The organism is Sinomonas cellulolyticus (genome assembly GCF_014656475.1).
Lineage (GTDB): Bacteria > Actinomycetota > Actinomycetes > Actinomycetales > Micrococcaceae > Sinomonas > Sinomonas cellulolyticus.
Genome location: NZ_BNCM01000006.1, coordinates 226,904 through 241,401, shown reverse-complemented (window position 1 = coordinate 241,401; position 14,498 = coordinate 226,904). Strand labels below are relative to the sequence as shown.

The 14,498-nt window shown below is 70.9% G+C and carries 15 protein-coding genes; 7 read left to right on the top strand and 8 right to left on the bottom strand.

The window, feature by feature from the left end:
• Positions 1 to 63: 63 nt before the first annotated feature.
• Positions 64 to 729: a TetR/AcrR family transcriptional regulator gene (locus tag IE231_RS10055; protein WP_229866665.1), complete on the bottom strand. Its 666-nt coding sequence runs from the start codon at positions 727 to 729 to the stop codon at positions 64 to 66.
• Positions 730 to 854: 125 nt separating this feature from the next.
• On the opposite strand from IE231_RS10055, the gene IE231_RS10050 reads away from it, so the two are divergent.
• Entirely contained in the window at positions 855 to 1,754 is a 900-nt protein-coding gene (locus tag IE231_RS10050) for an alpha/beta hydrolase (protein WP_189693803.1), read from the top strand.
• Here IE231_RS10050 and IE231_RS10045 read toward each other — a convergent pair.
• Genes IE231_RS10045 through IE231_RS10025 form a run of 5 tightly spaced genes read right to left on the bottom strand, consistent with a single transcriptional unit; the run spans position 1,732 to position 6,133 of the window.
• Positions 1,732 to 2,529, bottom strand: coding sequence for a gamma-glutamyl-gamma-aminobutyrate hydrolase family protein (locus IE231_RS10045; RefSeq protein ID WP_189693802.1), 798 nt, complete (start codon positions 2,527 to 2,529; stop codon positions 1,732 to 1,734). The genes IE231_RS10050 and IE231_RS10045 overlap by 23 nt on opposite strands.
• Positions 2,526 to 3,608: a glutathione S-transferase family protein gene (locus IE231_RS10040; RefSeq protein WP_189693801.1), complete on the bottom strand. Its 1,083-nt coding sequence runs from the start codon at positions 3,606 to 3,608 to the stop codon at positions 2,526 to 2,528. The genes IE231_RS10045 and IE231_RS10040 overlap by 4 nt, the downstream gene beginning before the upstream one ends.
• Positions 3,609 to 3,640: 32 nt before the next feature.
• Positions 3,641 to 4,498: an amino acid ABC transporter permease gene (locus tag IE231_RS10035; RefSeq protein WP_201896977.1), complete on the bottom strand. Its 858-nt coding sequence runs from the start codon at positions 4,496 to 4,498 to the stop codon at positions 3,641 to 3,643.
• The gene (locus IE231_RS10030) at positions 4,495 to 5,142 is read right to left on the bottom strand and encodes an amino acid ABC transporter permease (protein ID WP_189693800.1); all 648 of its coding nucleotides are present in this window, start codon (positions 5,140 to 5,142) and stop codon (positions 4,495 to 4,497) included. Before IE231_RS10030 ends, IE231_RS10035 begins: the two co-directional genes overlap by 4 nt.
• 10 nt (positions 5,143 to 5,152) lie before the next feature.
• Positions 5,153 to 6,133, bottom strand: a complete 981-nt coding sequence (locus tag IE231_RS10025) for a glutamate ABC transporter substrate-binding protein (protein ID WP_189693799.1) — start codon at positions 6,131 to 6,133, stop codon at positions 5,153 to 5,155.
• A gap of 222 nt (positions 6,134 to 6,355) precedes the next feature.
• Between IE231_RS10025 and argE the strand changes: the two genes are divergently transcribed.
• The 6 genes from argE to IE231_RS09995 all read left to right on the top strand — a co-directional run bounded on the left by argE (position 6,356) and on the right by IE231_RS09995 (position 12,715).
• The gene (gene argE, locus IE231_RS10020; RefSeq protein WP_229866657.1) at positions 6,356 to 7,537 is read left to right on the top strand and encodes an acetylornithine deacetylase; all 1,182 of its coding nucleotides are present in this window, start codon (positions 6,356 to 6,358) and stop codon (positions 7,535 to 7,537) included.
• Between the two features lie 54 nt (positions 7,538 to 7,591).
• Positions 7,592 to 8,875, top strand: a complete 1,284-nt coding sequence (locus IE231_RS10015) for an MFS transporter (protein WP_189693798.1) — start codon at positions 7,592 to 7,594, stop codon at positions 8,873 to 8,875.
• Between the two features lie 95 nt (positions 8,876 to 8,970).
• Positions 8,971 to 9,798 (top strand): enoyl-CoA hydratase/isomerase family protein, encoded by an 828-nt coding sequence (locus IE231_RS10010; RefSeq protein WP_189693797.1) that lies wholly within the window; start codon positions 8,971 to 8,973, stop codon positions 9,796 to 9,798.
• 106 nt (positions 9,799 to 9,904) lie between these two features.
• Positions 9,905 to 11,350: a ferredoxin reductase family protein gene (locus IE231_RS10005; RefSeq protein ID WP_189693796.1), complete on the top strand. Its 1,446-nt coding sequence runs from the start codon at positions 9,905 to 9,907 to the stop codon at positions 11,348 to 11,350.
• Positions 11,347 to 11,853, top strand: coding sequence for an FMN-binding protein (locus tag IE231_RS10000; protein ID WP_189693795.1), 507 nt, complete (start codon positions 11,347 to 11,349; stop codon positions 11,851 to 11,853). The genes IE231_RS10005 and IE231_RS10000 overlap by 4 nt, the downstream gene beginning before the upstream one ends.
• A complete protein-coding gene (locus tag IE231_RS09995) occupies positions 11,837 to 12,715 on the top strand; it encodes an FAD:protein FMN transferase (protein ID WP_229866655.1) in 879 nt (292 codons plus the stop codon). Before IE231_RS10000 ends, IE231_RS09995 begins: the two co-directional genes overlap by 17 nt.
• Before the next feature lie 17 nt (positions 12,716 to 12,732).
• Here IE231_RS09995 and IE231_RS09990 read toward each other — a convergent pair whose 3' ends face one another.
• Together IE231_RS09990 and IE231_RS09985 are read right to left on the bottom strand one after the other, a co-directional pair.
• Positions 12,733 to 13,572, bottom strand: coding sequence for an IclR family transcriptional regulator (locus tag IE231_RS09990; RefSeq protein WP_189693794.1), 840 nt, complete (start codon positions 13,570 to 13,572; stop codon positions 12,733 to 12,735).
• A 57-nt stretch (positions 13,573 to 13,629) separates the two neighbouring features.
• On the bottom strand, positions 13,630 to 14,397 hold the full coding sequence (locus IE231_RS09985) for an SGNH/GDSL hydrolase family protein (protein ID WP_229866652.1): 768 nt from the start codon (positions 14,395 to 14,397) through the stop codon (positions 13,630 to 13,632).
• Positions 14,398 to 14,498 lie beyond the last annotated feature (101 nt).

Here is a 14,498-nt window from a genome sequence, read left to right as displayed (position 1 = left end):
TGCAGGCGTACGTAGGGGGCTCCCTCGTCGGGGGAGCCCCCTACTCTGCTGTCTCTCGCTGATCTATCCCCCCGCCCCCACGTCTGGCAGCACGGCGAGCACGCTCGGATCCGCCCCCAGCCCTGCGAGCCGGGCCTCGATCGCCGCCCGGGCGCGCCCGTAGGGCACGTCCGTACCGAGCAGGAGCGAGCGGTTGTTGGCCTCGTTGAACACGGCGTCGATCTCGAACGCGAGCTGCGCTGCGTCGTGCAGGCCCGGCAGCTCACCGAGGTCCATCGCGGTCTGGACCGCGTGCGCGAGGTACGAGTCCCAGTCCCGCAGCGCCGCCGCCAGTGCGTCCCGCACCGGACCGGGACGGGCGTCGAACTCGACGGCCGTGGACTGGAAGAAGCAGCCTCCCGCGAAGACCCGGCGGCGAGAGTAGTCGAGCCACAGGCGCACGACGGCGCACAGTCGCCTCAGGCCCCTCGGCTCGCCGCGCGCGGCGGTGATCACGTGCTCCACGAAGATCTGGCGGGCCGCCTCGACGGTCGCCAGCTGGAGGCCCTCCTTGGTTCCGAAGAGCGCGCCGACCCCGCTCTTGCTGGCCCCGACCGCCGTTGCGAGCCGCCCGATCGTGAGCCCCTCGAGCCCCTCGACCGATGCGAGGTCAACCGCCTCGACCAAGACGGCCCGACGCGACTGCTCTCCGCGGGCCCGGCGCCCATCGATGCGTTCCTGGATCTCCACCGCACTCCACCTTTCCGGCCCTTGCCCCCCGTCAGGTTAAGCGTACGATCGTCCGTATAGAAATAAATATGAACGACCGTCCGTATAGATTATGCTCTCCTCTGATCCCATCTCGGGAGGCCGCCATGCTCAGCCAGTCCACCGTCGTCGTGCGCCGCGACCGCCTGCCGGCCCCGGGCACTCCCGCAGCCCCGCTGCTGCGTGCAATCTCGCTCCTCCCGCCCAGCGTCGCCGCAGCGGCAGCCTTCCCCCTGTTCATGCGCGTCGGCCCTCGGCGGGCGGTGAACCCTGGCGAGGAGCAGACCCACCTCGCCGCCGACTGGTCGCGGGTCCCCGTGCCCGGCCTGCACGGGCATGGCGGCAGCGCGGTCACGTACCGGTGGGGGTCCGGCGAGCGCCCGGTGCTCCTCGTCCACGGCTGGGGCGGCCGCGCATCGCAGTTTGCGCCGCTCGTGCGGGAGCTGCGCTACGCCGGGCTCACCGTTGTCGCGTTCGACGCCCCGGCCCACGGCGAATCCCCGGGGCGCGGCACGTTCATCCTCGACTTCATGGGCGCGATGCGCGAGCTCGAGCGCATGCATGGGCCGTTCGGGGCCGTCGTCGCCCACTCTTTCGGCTCCCTCGCCACGCTTGTCGCGGTCGCGGAGGGACTCGGCGCGGGTCGCGTCGCAACCGTCGCGGGGATGGCCGATGCCGGCCACCTTGTCGCGTCGTTCGCCACCGCGACCGGGCTCTCGGCCCCGGCAGCGGACGCGCTCCGGGGCCGGTTCGCCCGACGCGTGTTCCCCACCGAGCCGGACGTCTACGGGCGCTTCTCCGCGGTGAGCCATCCCCTCCCGGCGGCGGTTCCGCTCCTCGTGGTGCACGACACCGGTGATCGCCGCGTGCCGGCCACCGAAGCCGGCCGTCTGGTCGCGGCCAACACCGGCCACGCGCAGTTCCTTCAGACCAGCGGCCTCGGCCACCAGCGGATCCTCGCCGACGCCGGAGTACTCGCCCGGATCACGGAGTTCGTTGCCGGCTGAGAGGAGTCCGGGATTCCGCCCGTTCACCGGCCGCGGTGACGAACGCGCCGAGGATCGCCTCGAGCTGGCCCGGAGCCGCCGTGCGGGTCTGGGCGTCCTCGGGGTGCCATTGGACGGCGAGGAGCCAGACGCCGGGGTCGGTTGACTCGATGGCCTCGACCACGCCGTCCGGCGCCTCGGCGCTGACGCGGAGGCCCTCGCCGATCCGCCCGGCGGCCTGATGGTGGCCGGACACGACGCGGACGGTGCCGGCGCCGCCAAGCGCGGAGGCCAGCAGCGTGCCCGGCGCGATCACCGCGTCGTGGAGCGGCATCGGTCCTGCCGGGGCATCGTGGTCGTCGTGCATCCCCGTCGGGCCCAGGTCCTCGATGAGGGTGCCGCCGAGCGCCACGTTGACGAGCTGGAGTCCTCGGCAGATGCCCAGGACCGGCAGGCGCGCGGCGAGCGCACCGCGCACGAGCCGGACCTCGGCGTCGTCCGCGCCCCGGTCCACGCCGTCGATGCTCGGGTGCGCTGTATCGCCGCCGTACAGCGCCGGGTCCACATCGCCCCCGCCCATGACCAGCACGCCGTCGAACTCCTCAGCGCGCGGCAGCTCGGCCGCCGCGGAGTCGAGCACGACGGCGCTCGCCCCCGCCGCTTCAAGGCCCGCCGCAGCGTTCGCTGTCAGCACGGCCAGCTCCTCGTGGAACGCCGCCGTGTGCGAGGCTGCACTGTCCGCCCAGGTGACCGCGATGCGCGGCGGCATCGGGTGCTCCGCGCCGTCTCCGCTCACGGGGCGGGCGGGTAGAGCGGGTTGTGGCCTGTCGCGACGCGTTCCCCGGCTGCCGGAGGTCCTGGCGGGGTGCCGTCGCCGAACGGGCGGCCGCCCAGCGCCTCGCGGCCGTGGGGAGTGAGCCAGTTGGCGAGGTCGGGACCATCCGGCACGATCTGCGTGGGATTGATGTCCTCGTGGACGATGTAGTAGTGCTGCTTGATCTGCACGAAGTCGATCGTGTCTCCGAACCCGGGGGTCTGGAACAGGTCCCGTGCGTACGCCCACAGAGCGCGCATCTCACTGAGCTTGTTGCGGTTGCACTTGAAGTGGCCGTGGTAGACGGGATCGAAGCGGGCAAGCGTGGTGAAGAGCCGCACGTCGGCCTCGGTGATGGTGTCCCCCACGAGGTACCGCTGGCCGGTGAGCCGATCCTCGAGCCAGTCCATCGCGTCCCAGAGACGCGCGTAGGCACGGTCGTAGGCAGCCTGCGAGCCCGCGAAGCCGCACCGGTACACCCCGTTGTTGACGTCCTTGAACACCCGGTCGTTCACCTCGTCGATCTCCGGACGGAGCGCCTCGGGGTAGAGGTCCGGGGCGCCCTCCCGGTGGAACGCGGTCCACTCGAGTTCGAAGTCGATGGTGATCTGCGGATAGTTGTTGGTCACGACGGCGCCGCTGGACACCTCCACGATGGCCGGCACGGTGATGCCGCGGGGATAGTCGGGGAACCGTCGGAAGTACGCCTCCTGGAGCCGCTCGATGCCCAGGACCGGGTCGTGCCCGTCGGGGTCGAGGTCGAACGTCCAGGAACGGGCGTCGTGGGTGGGGCCGGGCATGCCGAGGGAGATGGCATCCTCGAGGCCGAGCAGCCTGCGGACGATCACCGTCCGGTTGGCCCACGGGCAGGCCCGGGCGGCGATGAGCCGGTAGCGGCCGGCCTCGGCGGCCCACGCCTGGGCTCCCTCGGGGGCCGGAGTCCCGGGAGGGAACGTCCCGTCCCGGGTGATGCGGTCCTCGATGTAGTTGGTGTCCCGCGTGAACTCCTCGCCCGTGTGCACGTAGGCGCCCTTGGTGCTGAATGCGTTGCTGCCAGCCATGCGTTCAGCCTAGCGCGGCCCTCCGACAGGCCTCAGCCGATGGTCGCCGGCGTCGCCTGCTGCTCCTCGGCGCGGCGTCCCGTCCGCGCGGTGCGGCCGGAGATCCGCCGCTCGAGGTACCGCGCGAAGTGCGAGATGAGGATGTTGCTGACCACGTAGACCGCGGCGATGACGAGGAAGGTCTGGATGAGGTGGCTCGTGTAGGCGGTGAGGTTGTTCGCCGTCTTCATCAGCTCGGGGTAGCTCACGGCGTAGCCGAGGGTCGTGTCCTTCAGGAGCACCACGAGCTGGGCCACCATGGAGGGCACGACGATCCGCACCGCCTGCGGCAGCACCACGTAGCGGGTGGCCTGCGAGTGCTGGAGCCCGATGCTCAGGGCCGCCTCGACCTGGCCCGCAGGGAGCGCGAGGATGCCGGCGCGGAAGATCTCTGCCATCACCGCCGAGCTGCACAGCGCGATCGGTATGACGAGCTTCCAGAAGATGTCCGGGTTGATCCCGTACGTGGGCAGCCCGCTCACGAAGACGTACACGACGAGCAGCAGCGGCACCGAGCGGAAGAACTCGACGTACGCCACCGCGGGGATCCGCAGCCAGGCCCGGTGGGATGTGCGGGCCAGGGCCATGAGTAGCGCTGTGGGGATGGCGAACAGGGCAGATGCCGCCGCCGCAAGGGCGGTGTTGCCCAGACCTGCGAGGAGGAACTGGATGTAGGGCCACTGGGTGAACTCGGCCCACCGGTCCGCGGCCAGCTGCCCGGCCTGCCCGAAGCGCAGCACCACGAGGACGGCAATGGCCACGATCGCGACGATGCTGAGCACGGTCACGACGCGGATGGCACGCCGGCCCCTCGGGCCCACGGCGTCGAAGATGTGCTCCTGGGTGCTCACCGCTGGACCCTCCACCGCTTCTCGAGCCGCGCTCCCACGCCCCCCGCGAGCAGCGAGATGATGACGTAGGCGAATGCGACGATGACGTAGGCCGTGAGCCCGAGGGCCGCCTGGTTGTTGATCTCGGAGACCTGCAGGGTGAGGTCCTTGACGCCGATGACCCCCGCGAGCGAGGAGCTCAGGAGGATTCCGATGAAGACGTTGACCAGCGGCTGGACCACACTCCGATAGGCCTGGGGGAACAGGACATGCCGGAGCACGCCGGAGAAGTCCAGGCCTATCGAGCGCGCCGCCTCGATCTGCCCGACGGAGACCGCGTTGATGCCCGTGCGGATGGCCTCGCACGTGAACGCCCCGCCCAGGAGCGTCATGGACAGGGCCGCGCACGTGAACAGGTCGAACGTGATGCCGATGTCGGGAAGCCCGAACGTCACAACGACGAGGAGGCTGATCAGCGGGATGTTCACGAAGAGCTCGACGTACACGCGGCCCACGGCGCGCAGGGGGACGATGGGGCTGATCCGGAAGGCAGCCATGATCGTGCCGAGCACGAGCGAGCCCAGGAAGCTGACCGCCGTGAGCCTCACTGTCATCCAGAGGCCGTCGAGCAGCTCCGGCAGGTAGGTGGTGAACAGCTCCTCCATGGCGCGCCGGTCAGGAGGCGATGGCCGGCGGCTTGGGCGGATCCGTCTTGACGACCTGGCCCACCGTGGCCTTCCACAGGGCGGCCCAGGAGCCGTCCCCCTCCATCACCTTGAGCCATGCGTTGACGAATGCAAGGGCATCGCTTCCCTTGTGCAGCCCGATCCCGTAGGGGTCCGCGTTGCCGAAGGGGTCGCCGACGATCTTGACGTCCTTGTTCTTGGCCACGTCGGAGAGCAGGATCGACTGGTCGATCACGTAGGCGTCGACGCGGCCCTGCTGGACGGCGGCGAGGCACTTCGGGTTGTCGTCGAACGTCTGCACGTTGGCCTTGGGCGCGTACTTCTGCAGGAGCGCGACGCCGGTGCTCGCCGCCTGGGTGGCGACGTTCTTGCCGGCGAGGTCGTCCACCGAGTTGATGGTGGTGTTCGTCGTCTTGACGAGGATCGCGGACTTCGACTCGTAGTACGGGCCGGCGAAGTCCACCTTCTGCTGGCGGGCCGGGGTGATCGAGTAGGTGGCGATGACGAGGTCCACGGACTGGTTCTGCAGGAGGGTCTCGCGGGTGTCCACCGTGACCTGGCTGAGGTTCTCCTTGGGCTGGCCGGTGATGTACTTCGCGAGCAGCTGGGACATGCCGGCGTCGAAGCCTGCCACCTTCCCCGTCGCCGGGTCGCGCAGCGAGAACAGCGACGAGGTGTCCGTGCCGCCTCGGTTGATGGAGCCGCGCGCCTTGATGGCCTTGGCCCACTCGTTCCCGTCCACGAGGGAGGCATCAGCGACAGCGCCCTTCGACAGCACCGCGTCATACGCGGCGAGGTCGATCACCGAGCCCGAGCTGCCCCCGGCCCCGGCACTCGCCGAGCCGGACGATGCCGGGAGCGACGGGGAGCTGGAGCACGCGGCGAGCGCGCCCGCGCTCAGGGTGCCCAGGCCGATGCCGAGGAGCTTCCTCCGGCTGAGCTGGAGCCCAGCGATCTCGATCCGATCCATGGCAGTTCCTCCATGATGTCGGGCCCGCCCGAGCGGGCCGTACGGCGGTGGGCGCGAGCCCCTATCGGTCCTCTGAAGCGCCAGTCTAAGCACGGGGTCCGCCTGCGGAGCAGGTACGACGCGGAAATCCAGCGCGTCGGGCCCCTACCCTCCGCGGTCTGGATCCGCGGGGATAGGGTAATTTCCGAACGCTGAGACCCCTGCAAACGCTAGGACCGGAACGTGGACTCGACTGAAGCTGCCGTCTCACGGGAGACGCTCGACTGGATTACCCGGCTCATGGCCATTGACACGACGAGCCGGGACTCGAACCTGCCGCTCATCGATGTCATCGCCGCCGAGGTGCGCCGGCACGGGGTGGAGCCGGTGCTCGTGCCCAACGAGGATGGCAGCAAGGCCAACCTCATCGCCACCTTCCCGGCGGCCGACGGCTCCACCCACGGCGGCATCGTCCTGTCCGGCCACACCGACGTGGTGCCGGTGGACGGGCAGGACTGGTCGAGCGCACCGTTCGAGCCGGAGATCCGTGACGGCCGGCTGTACGGACGCGGGGCGTGCGACATGAAGGGCTTCGTGGGCGCGGTCGTCGCCCGGATCCCGGACATTGCCGCACAGCCGCTGCGCGAGCCCCTCCACCTCGCGTTCTCCTATGACGAGGAGATCGGCTGCCTCGGCGCCGAGAGCCTGGTCAAGGACATGGTGGGCCGCGAACTGCGACCCCGCGCGTGCATCGTCGGGGAGCCCACGAGCATGCGCGTGATCCACGGTCACAAGTCCATCAACCTCTTCCGTGTCGAGTTCCACGGCGTGGCCGCCCACTCGTCCCTCACCCCACGGGGCGTCAATGCGATCGAGTACGCCGCCGCGTTCGCCCGGTTCGTCCGAGGCGTTGCCGAGGAGTTCCGCGACGAGGGCCCGTACGACGACGCGTTCGACGTCCCGTACACGACCTGCACCGTGAACCTCATCGAGGGCGGCATCGCCGTCAACACCGTCCCTGCCGCCTGCACCCTGCACTTCGAGTTCCGCTCGATCGCCGCCGTCGACTCCCACGCCCTCGTCGACCGCTTCCGCTCGGAGCTGCACCGCCTCGAGGGCGAGATGCAGGCGGAGAATCCCGAGGCCCGCATCGACCTGCGCGTGGTGGCCTCCGCCCCCGGCCTCGACACCGCCGAGGACTCGGAGGTGGTGCGCCTCGCCACCGAGTGGGGCGGCACGGCGTCGGGCGAGAAGGTCGCGTACGGCACCGAGGCCGGCCTGTTCGACCAGGGCGGCATCCCCACAGTGGTGTGCGGTCCCGGCGACATCGCCCAGGCGCACTCCCCGGACGAGTTTGTCGACCTCGACCAGCTCGTGCGCTGCGAGGCCTTCCTCGACCGGGTCCTCGCGCACCTGCGTCTCTGAAGTCCCCGCCCGGAGCACGACGCCGGTCCCTCACCTGCACCCGAAGGAGTCCCCATGTCCGCACAGCCCGCCGCAGCGGCGGTTACCCCGGAACGGCTCGCGGCCGCCCGCAGGGCGGTCGTCAGCAGCTCGATCGGTGCCGCCCTCGAGTGGTTCGACATCATCGTCTACGCCTCGTTCGCGATCATCATCGCCCAGAACTTCTTCCCCGAGGGCGACAGCACGCTCGGGCTCATCCTCACGTTCGCGACCTTCGCGATCTCCTACCTCATCCGGCCCTTGGGCGGGATGTTCCTCGGCTCGTACGCGGACCGGCACGGCCGCAAGGGCGCGCTGACCCTCACGCTGACCCTCATGATGGTCGGCACGCTGATCATGGCGCTCGCTCCGACCTACTCGCTCGTCGGGACGTGGGCTGGGATCATCATCCTCGTCTCGCGCCTGATCCAGGGCTTTTCCGCCGGCGGCGAGTTCGGCACGGCCACCACGTTCCTCGTCGAGACGGCACCCCACCGCAAGGCCTACTACGCCTCCTGGCAGGTTGCAGCGCAGGGCATCTCGATGTTCCTCGCCTCGGCCTTCGGCTTCGCGCTGTTCAACTGGCTCTCCAAGGACGCTCTCTACTCGTGGGGCTGGCGGATCCCCTTCATCGTGGGCATCTTCATCGGCCCCGTGGGCCTGTACATCCGGGCGAAGCTGGCCGAGACGGAGGAATTCACCGCCGCTGAGAAGCACGCAGGGCCGATCCGGGCCATCTTCACCACCCACCTCGGGCGGCTCCTGGCGGCATCGGCGAGCATCGGCGTGGCGACCATCTCGATCTACCTCATCCTGTACATGCCCACCTTCGCGGTGAAGAGCCTGCATGTCACCGCGAGCGCCGCCTACCTGGGCGGTGTGGTGGCCGGCCTCGTCATCCTCGTGGTGACGCCGCTCATGGGCAGGCTGGCGGACAAGGTCGGCCCCGCACGCCTCATGCTGTGGGCCGCCGTGGCCGCGTTCGTCCTCGCGTGGCCGCTGTTCCAGCTGATCATCGCCGCGCCGTCGCTGCCGGTGTTCATCCTCGTCATCGGAGTCCTCGGCATCCTGTGCGCCGTCTACTTCGGGCCGCTGCCCACGCTCCTGACCGAGATCTTCCCGACCAACGTGCGCACCACCGGGGTCGGCGTGGCCTACAACGTGGGCGTCACGCTCCTGGGCGGCCTCGCGCCCCTGGTCCTCACCTGGCTCCTGGACCTCACCGGCGCCCTCAGCGCCCCGAGCTTCTACTACATGGCCGTGGCGGTCATCTCCCTCATCGGACTGCTCGCCGCCCGGAGGCTGTACAACGCAAGGTGAGACCGGCCTGAGACTCAGTTTCACAGCAGCGGGCCCACCCGCTAGCGTGAGAGCAGCAGCACAGTGGCCCACCCATCGACGGCGAGGACGTGACCATGACCGCGACGAACTTTGACCCCGGCACCTACGAGACGCTCGAGCTGGACCTCACGGACGGCGTCCTCACGCTGACGGTGAACCGGCCCAAGGCCCTCAACGCCCTCTCCCGCGAGGTCGTGTCGGACCTGTGGAAGGCCTTCACCGCGATCCAGGATTCCTGCACGCACGACGCCGGGTGGCCGGTCCGCGGGGTCATCGTCACCGGCGCCGGCGGCAAGGCCTTCGTGGCCGGGGCCGACATCCGGCAGATGTCCTCGATGGACCCGGACACCGCGTCCGAGTACGGCCGCTCGATGCACGGGGTGACGCTGCTCATCGAGAAGCTCCCCGTGCCGGTCATCGCGGCCGTGGACGGCTTCGCCCTCGGCGGGGGCTGCGAGCTCGCCCTCGCGTGCGACTTCATCTATGCCTCCGAGGCCGCCAGGTTCGGGCAGCCGGAGGTCAACCTGGGCCTCGTGCCCGGATTCGGCGGCTCCGTCCGGCTCCCCCAGCGGGTGGGACTCGGTCCCGCCCGGGAGCTCATCTACACGGGCCGGCAGATCGACGCGGCCGAGGCGCTCCGCCTCGGCCTCGCCAACCGGGTCCTGGCAGACCGCGACGAGCTGTTCGCGGCAGCACGCGCCACCATCGGCGAGATCGCGGCGAAGGCGCCGCTCGCCGTCGGACTCGCCAAGCAGTCGATCGCGGGTGCGACGGGACGGAGCACCGCGAAGGGCCTGGAGATCGAGGCGGACGCGTTCCGGGAGGCGTTCACCACCCAGGACATGCGCGAGGGCACCACTGCGTTCCTCGAGAAGCGGAGCGCCGTCTTCACGGGAAAGTAGGCCCTGAGGGCTCCGCCCCGCGCCTCGGTTGACATTTCAACGGATGCAGGGTTGGCGGCAAGCCCCACCACAGCAAAACGACAGGCTGACTGGGGAGAGTAGAGCCATGACGGCGACACTCCCCTCTCCCCAACCACCCACCCAGGCCCTGCCACCGGTCTACCGGCGGCAGGCCCTCGGCAGGGAGCTCGCGGCGCGGGGACGCCGCCGTCTGCTCGGCGCCGACCTGCTCACGGTCGCGGCGTGGGGCTCGGCGGCTGCCGCCGTCGCGCTCTACCTTGCGGACGGCGCGGCCGGGCAGTTCGGCACCGTGCCCCAGGCCCTCACCGCCATCGGCGTGGTCGCGGGCCTCATCGGCACCGACCTCGTCCTCGTGATGCTCCTCCTCGCGGCACGCCTGCCGTGGATCGACCGGGCCGTCGGCCACGACCGTGCCATGGCGGTCCACGGCAGTCTGGGCAAGCCGGCGCTGTACCTGATCCTCGCGCACATGGTGTTCCTGCTCCTCGGATATGGCGCCGCGGAGGGCATCAACCCCATCGCAGAGGTGGGCGCCCTGTGGGCCCTCGGTTCCGACATGCAGCTGGGCTTCCTCTCGATCGTGCTGTTCATCGCCGTCGTCGTGACCTCCCTCGTTGCCGTCCGGCGCAGGATGCCCTACGAGTTCTGGTACGGCATCCACCTCCTCACCTACGCCGCGGTCCTTGCCGCGATTCCCCACCAGTTCAGCGTGGGCGGCCTGTTCGCCCAGGGCCAGTGGCAGCGCCTGTACTGGGAGGTGTTCTACTGGGGCGTCGTAGTGGCGCTCGTCGCCTTCCGCGTCGTGGCACCGGTGGCCCGCACGTGGCGCCACCAGCTCACGGTGACGCGCGTGGTCGAGGAGGCGCGCGGAGTCGTGAGCATCGAGATGACCGGGCTGCACCTGAGCGAGCTGACCGGCGACGGCGGCCGCTTCTTCCAGTGGCGCTTCCTCGCTCCGGGCCTGTGGTGGCACTCGCACCCGTTCAGCCTCTCGGCCGAGCCCCGGGGGACCTCCCTGCGCATCACGGTGAGGAATCTGGGCCGCGGCAGCGCCGGCCTCATGCGCCTGCGCCCCGGGACGAAGGTGGCGATCGCCGGCCCCTACGGCGCCTTTGCCCACGCGTCCCGCACGCGTCCCGGCCTCGTCCTCGTGGGCTCGGGTATCGGCATCACGCCGATCCGCGCACTCCTCGAGCGGGCCGAGTTCGCCCCGGGGGACGCCACGGTGATCCTGCGGGCGAGTGCCGAGAACGGGCTGTACCTGCGCAGCGAGATCGCCAGCCTCTGCCGCGAGCGGGGGGCCGTGCTCTACGAGCTCGTGGGGCACCGCGCCCGTGGATCCTCCTCCTGGCTGCCTCGGCACCAGACCGGCCTGCACCTGGCCGACTATCTCCCGGCCGGAGCCCCCCAGCTCGCCGAATCCGATGTCTACGTGTGCGGCCCCCGCGACTGGACCGAGGCGGTCCTCGAGGACGCGAAGGCCGCGGGCGCTCACGAGTCCCAGCTCCACAGCGAAAGGTTCGACTGGTGAGAACACGAGCAGCTGTCTCGGCCTCCCTGGCCTCCCTCGGCATCCTGGCGGTCGGCTGGCAGGCCGGCGCGCACACCCTTGAGGCCCAGGCGGCCACTCCGACCAGCGCCACGACCGGCACCGGCACCGGCACCACCTCCGGGGCGGCGGCCGGTTCCTCCTCCCACAGCGCGTCCGGCAACAGCTCAGGCAGCACGTCCGGCAGCAGCTCCGGCTCGTCGACCGCCTCGGGCACCTTTGCCGGGCAGTCGGTCTCGACCCGGTTCGGCAACGTCCAGGTGCAGATCACCGTGCGGAACGGCAAGATCACCGACGTGACGGCCCTGCACCTGACCGACGCGGAACGGCGGTCGCAGATGATCAGCGCGCAGGCGGCGCCGATCCTGCGCAGCGAGGTCCTGCAGGCACAGTCGGCGAACGTCCAGACGGTCAGCGGCGCGACGATCACCTCGGACGCGTACCTCACCTCGCTCCAGGCAGCCCTCGATGCAGCCCACCTCTGAGCTGCGGGCCCGCACCTTCGAATGCATGGGCACGGTCGTCAGCCTCACGGTTCCCCGCGGCCGCGCGGACGCGGACGCCGCGGATGGGGATGCTGCGGGCGCGGCGGAGGACGCGCGTTTCGAGGCGGCGGTTGCGGTCGTCGAGGAGCAGTTCCGCGCCCTCGACGCCCAGTTCAGCCTGTTCCGGCCGGCCTCCGAGGCGAGCCGGATCGCCCGGGGCGAGCTTGCCCTCATGGACTCGAGCGCCCTCATGCGGGACCTCTACGCGGACGCGGTGCGGTGGCGGCGCCGCACCGACGGCGCCTTCACGCCGGAGCGTCCCGACGGCGCCCTGGACCTCAGCGGACTCGTCAAGGGGTACGCGATTGCGGAGGCCGGGCGGTCTCTGGCCGCGCTCGGGCTGGCGGACTGGTGCCTCAACGCGGGCGGCGACGTGCTCGTCTCCGGTTCCCCCTCGCCGTCGGCCGCCCCCTCCCCGGCGCGACGCACGGGCGCAGAAGGGGTTGCGGCGCCGTGGCTCGCGGGCATCGTCGACGCGGCCGACCGCCGCACGCTGCTGAGCGCCTACCCGCTCGGGGAGCGGCGCCTCGCGCTGGCGACCTCCGGCTCGGCCGAGCGCGGGGACCACATCTGGACCGCCGGCGTGCGCGGGCCGCGCCGCACGGGACGCCCCGAGTTCGTCCAGGTGAGCGTCGCCGCCACAGACATCGTGACCGCGGACGTCCTGGCCACCGCGATCGTCGCCGGCGGCCGGCCCACCCTCGACGCGGTCACCTCCCGCTGGGACGTGGACGTGCTGACGGTGGCGCACGACGGCGCACTGCTCGCCACCCCCGGATTCCGCGCCACGAGCGCGGCGTAGGCCAGCGTCCTGAAGGCCTACCTCGGCAAGCGACCCCCCAGCAACCGGGTTGCCTGCTCCGCCGCCGCCACAAGGGGGTCCGCCCACTCGCGGCACTTCTCCGGGGTCACGCGGAGGGACGGACCGCTGACGCTCAGTGCCCCCACAAGATCCCCCATGGAGTCGAAGACGGGGGCCGCGAGCCCGGTAGCACCCTCGTCGCGCTCATCCGAGGTGACGGAATAGCCGTCGCGGCGCGTCTGCTCGACGTCGCCGTGCAGCCAAGCAGGATCGGTGATCGTGTGCTCGGTGAGCCGTTCGAGCCCCGACGAGAGGGCGGCCTGCTCCGCACGTGGATCCCACGCCATGAGCACGCGGCCGGCCGAGCCGGCGTGCAGGGGCAGGATCTTCCCGACGTGCATCTCGCGCCGGAGCGCGTGGCGCGTCTCCGCCATCGCAACGCAGACGCGCACGTCGCCCTCCAGCCGGAAGAGGGCCACCGTCTCGCCGGTCTCGTTCCGGAGCTCCTCCAGCACGGGCTTGATGATCTCGAGGGCGTCGAGGCCGCGGGTGGCGGGCGCCGCCCAGTAGGCGAACCTCACGCCGATGCGCACCCTGTCGCCTTCCCGGTCCAGGAACTCCTCGGCCACGAGGTTCGCCACGAGCCGCTGCACGGTCGAGGCGGGATACCCGGTCGCAGCGTGGATCTCCGAGAGCGAGAGCGCAGGGCGCGAGAGCGAGAAGGCATCGAGGATGCCGCGGATCTTCCCCAGCACGAGGAGCGGCTTGACCCCCGAGGACAGCTCGCGGCCTCCTTCTCGGCGCGGGGCCGGAAGCTGGTCGCCCCCATCTTCCCAGTCCGGGTCTGACGCGCTCATGGAAGGCCTCCCGTGCGGCGTGACGGTGAATGCCGCGAGTCTATCGGGCTGCGGGGCTCAGAGCCGGACGAGCTCCGGGTACTTCGGGCTCAGTCCGTCGCCCGAGGATCGCCCGGTAAGGCGGCGCATGACCCAGGGCCCTGCGAACTCACGCACCCACAGCGCGTTGGCACGCGCCTGTTCCACCCGGCTCAGCACCGGCAGGGGCGGCACGTCGGGAACCTCGGCCACGCCCTCGTGCTCGAGGACGCCGAGCACCCGATTCGCCATGGTCGCGTGGCCGAGCGAGGACATGTGCATGCGGTCCACGTCCCACATGCGCCAGTCCTGGAACTCGTGGAACCGCCAGTAGTCGACGATGGTCGCGCCATGGCGGTCGGCGATCCAGCGGACCTGCTCGTTGTAGATCGCGGTGCGGCCCCGCATGGCGCCGAACACCTTGGAGCTGCCAGCGTCGAAGCCCGTGAACAGCAGGACCTTCGCGCCGGAGTCGACAAGGCGCGCCACGGCCTCGTCGTACTGGACGAGGAGGCCGTCAATGTCCACCTTGGGCCGCAGGATGTCGTTCGCGCCCGCGTACAGGGTCACGATCGTGGGCCGAAGGGCGAGGGCGGGTTCCACCTGCTCGGCGAGGATCGCCCGCACCTTGCGGCCCCGGATGGCGAGGTTGGCGTAGCCAGCGTGCGGGTCGGCCCGCTGGAGCTGCTCCGCGACCCGGTCGGCCCAGCCGCGAACCCCGTTGGGACGGGCCGGGTCCGGGTCCCCCACGCCCTCCGTGAAGGAGTCGCCCAGGGCCACGAAGCGCGTGGTGAACTCGCCGCTCACCGTGCCGACCCGCCGTCGTGCGCGAGCGTCTCTGCCTCCGACGGCGCCCTCTCCGCCGACGGCGCTCTCACCTCCGACGGCACGCTCTCGGCGCGCGCGGG

Excerpts from the sequence above, each read along its gene's own strand:
- IE231_RS10050 (WP_189693803.1), top strand. The coding sequence starts at position 855 with ATGCTCAGCCAGTCCACCGTCGTCGTGCGCCGCGACCGCCTGCCGGCC.
- IE231_RS10040 (WP_189693801.1), bottom strand. The coding sequence starts at position 3,608 with ATGGCTGGCAGCAACGCATTCAGCACCAAGGGCGCCTACGTGCACACG.
- IE231_RS10030 (WP_189693800.1), bottom strand. The coding sequence starts at position 5,142 with ATGGAGGAGCTGTTCACCACCTACCTGCCGGAGCTGCTCGACGGCCTC.
- IE231_RS10025 (WP_189693799.1), bottom strand. The coding sequence starts at position 6,133 with ATGGATCGGATCGAGATCGCTGGGCTCCAGCTCAGCCGGAGGAAGCTC.
- IE231_RS10015 (WP_189693798.1), top strand. The coding sequence starts at position 7,592 with ATGTCCGCACAGCCCGCCGCAGCGGCGGTTACCCCGGAACGGCTCGCG.
- IE231_RS10010 (WP_189693797.1), top strand. The coding sequence starts at position 8,971 with ATGACCGCGACGAACTTTGACCCCGGCACCTACGAGACGCTCGAGCTG.
- IE231_RS10005 (WP_189693796.1), top strand. The coding sequence starts at position 9,905 with ATGACGGCGACACTCCCCTCTCCCCAACCACCCACCCAGGCCCTGCCA.
- IE231_RS09995 (WP_229866655.1), top strand. The coding sequence starts at position 11,837 with ATGCAGCCCACCTCTGAGCTGCGGGCCCGCACCTTCGAATGCATGGGC.
- IE231_RS09990 (WP_189693794.1), bottom strand. The coding sequence starts at position 13,572 with ATGAGCGCGTCAGACCCGGACTGGGAAGATGGGGGCGACCAGCTTCCG.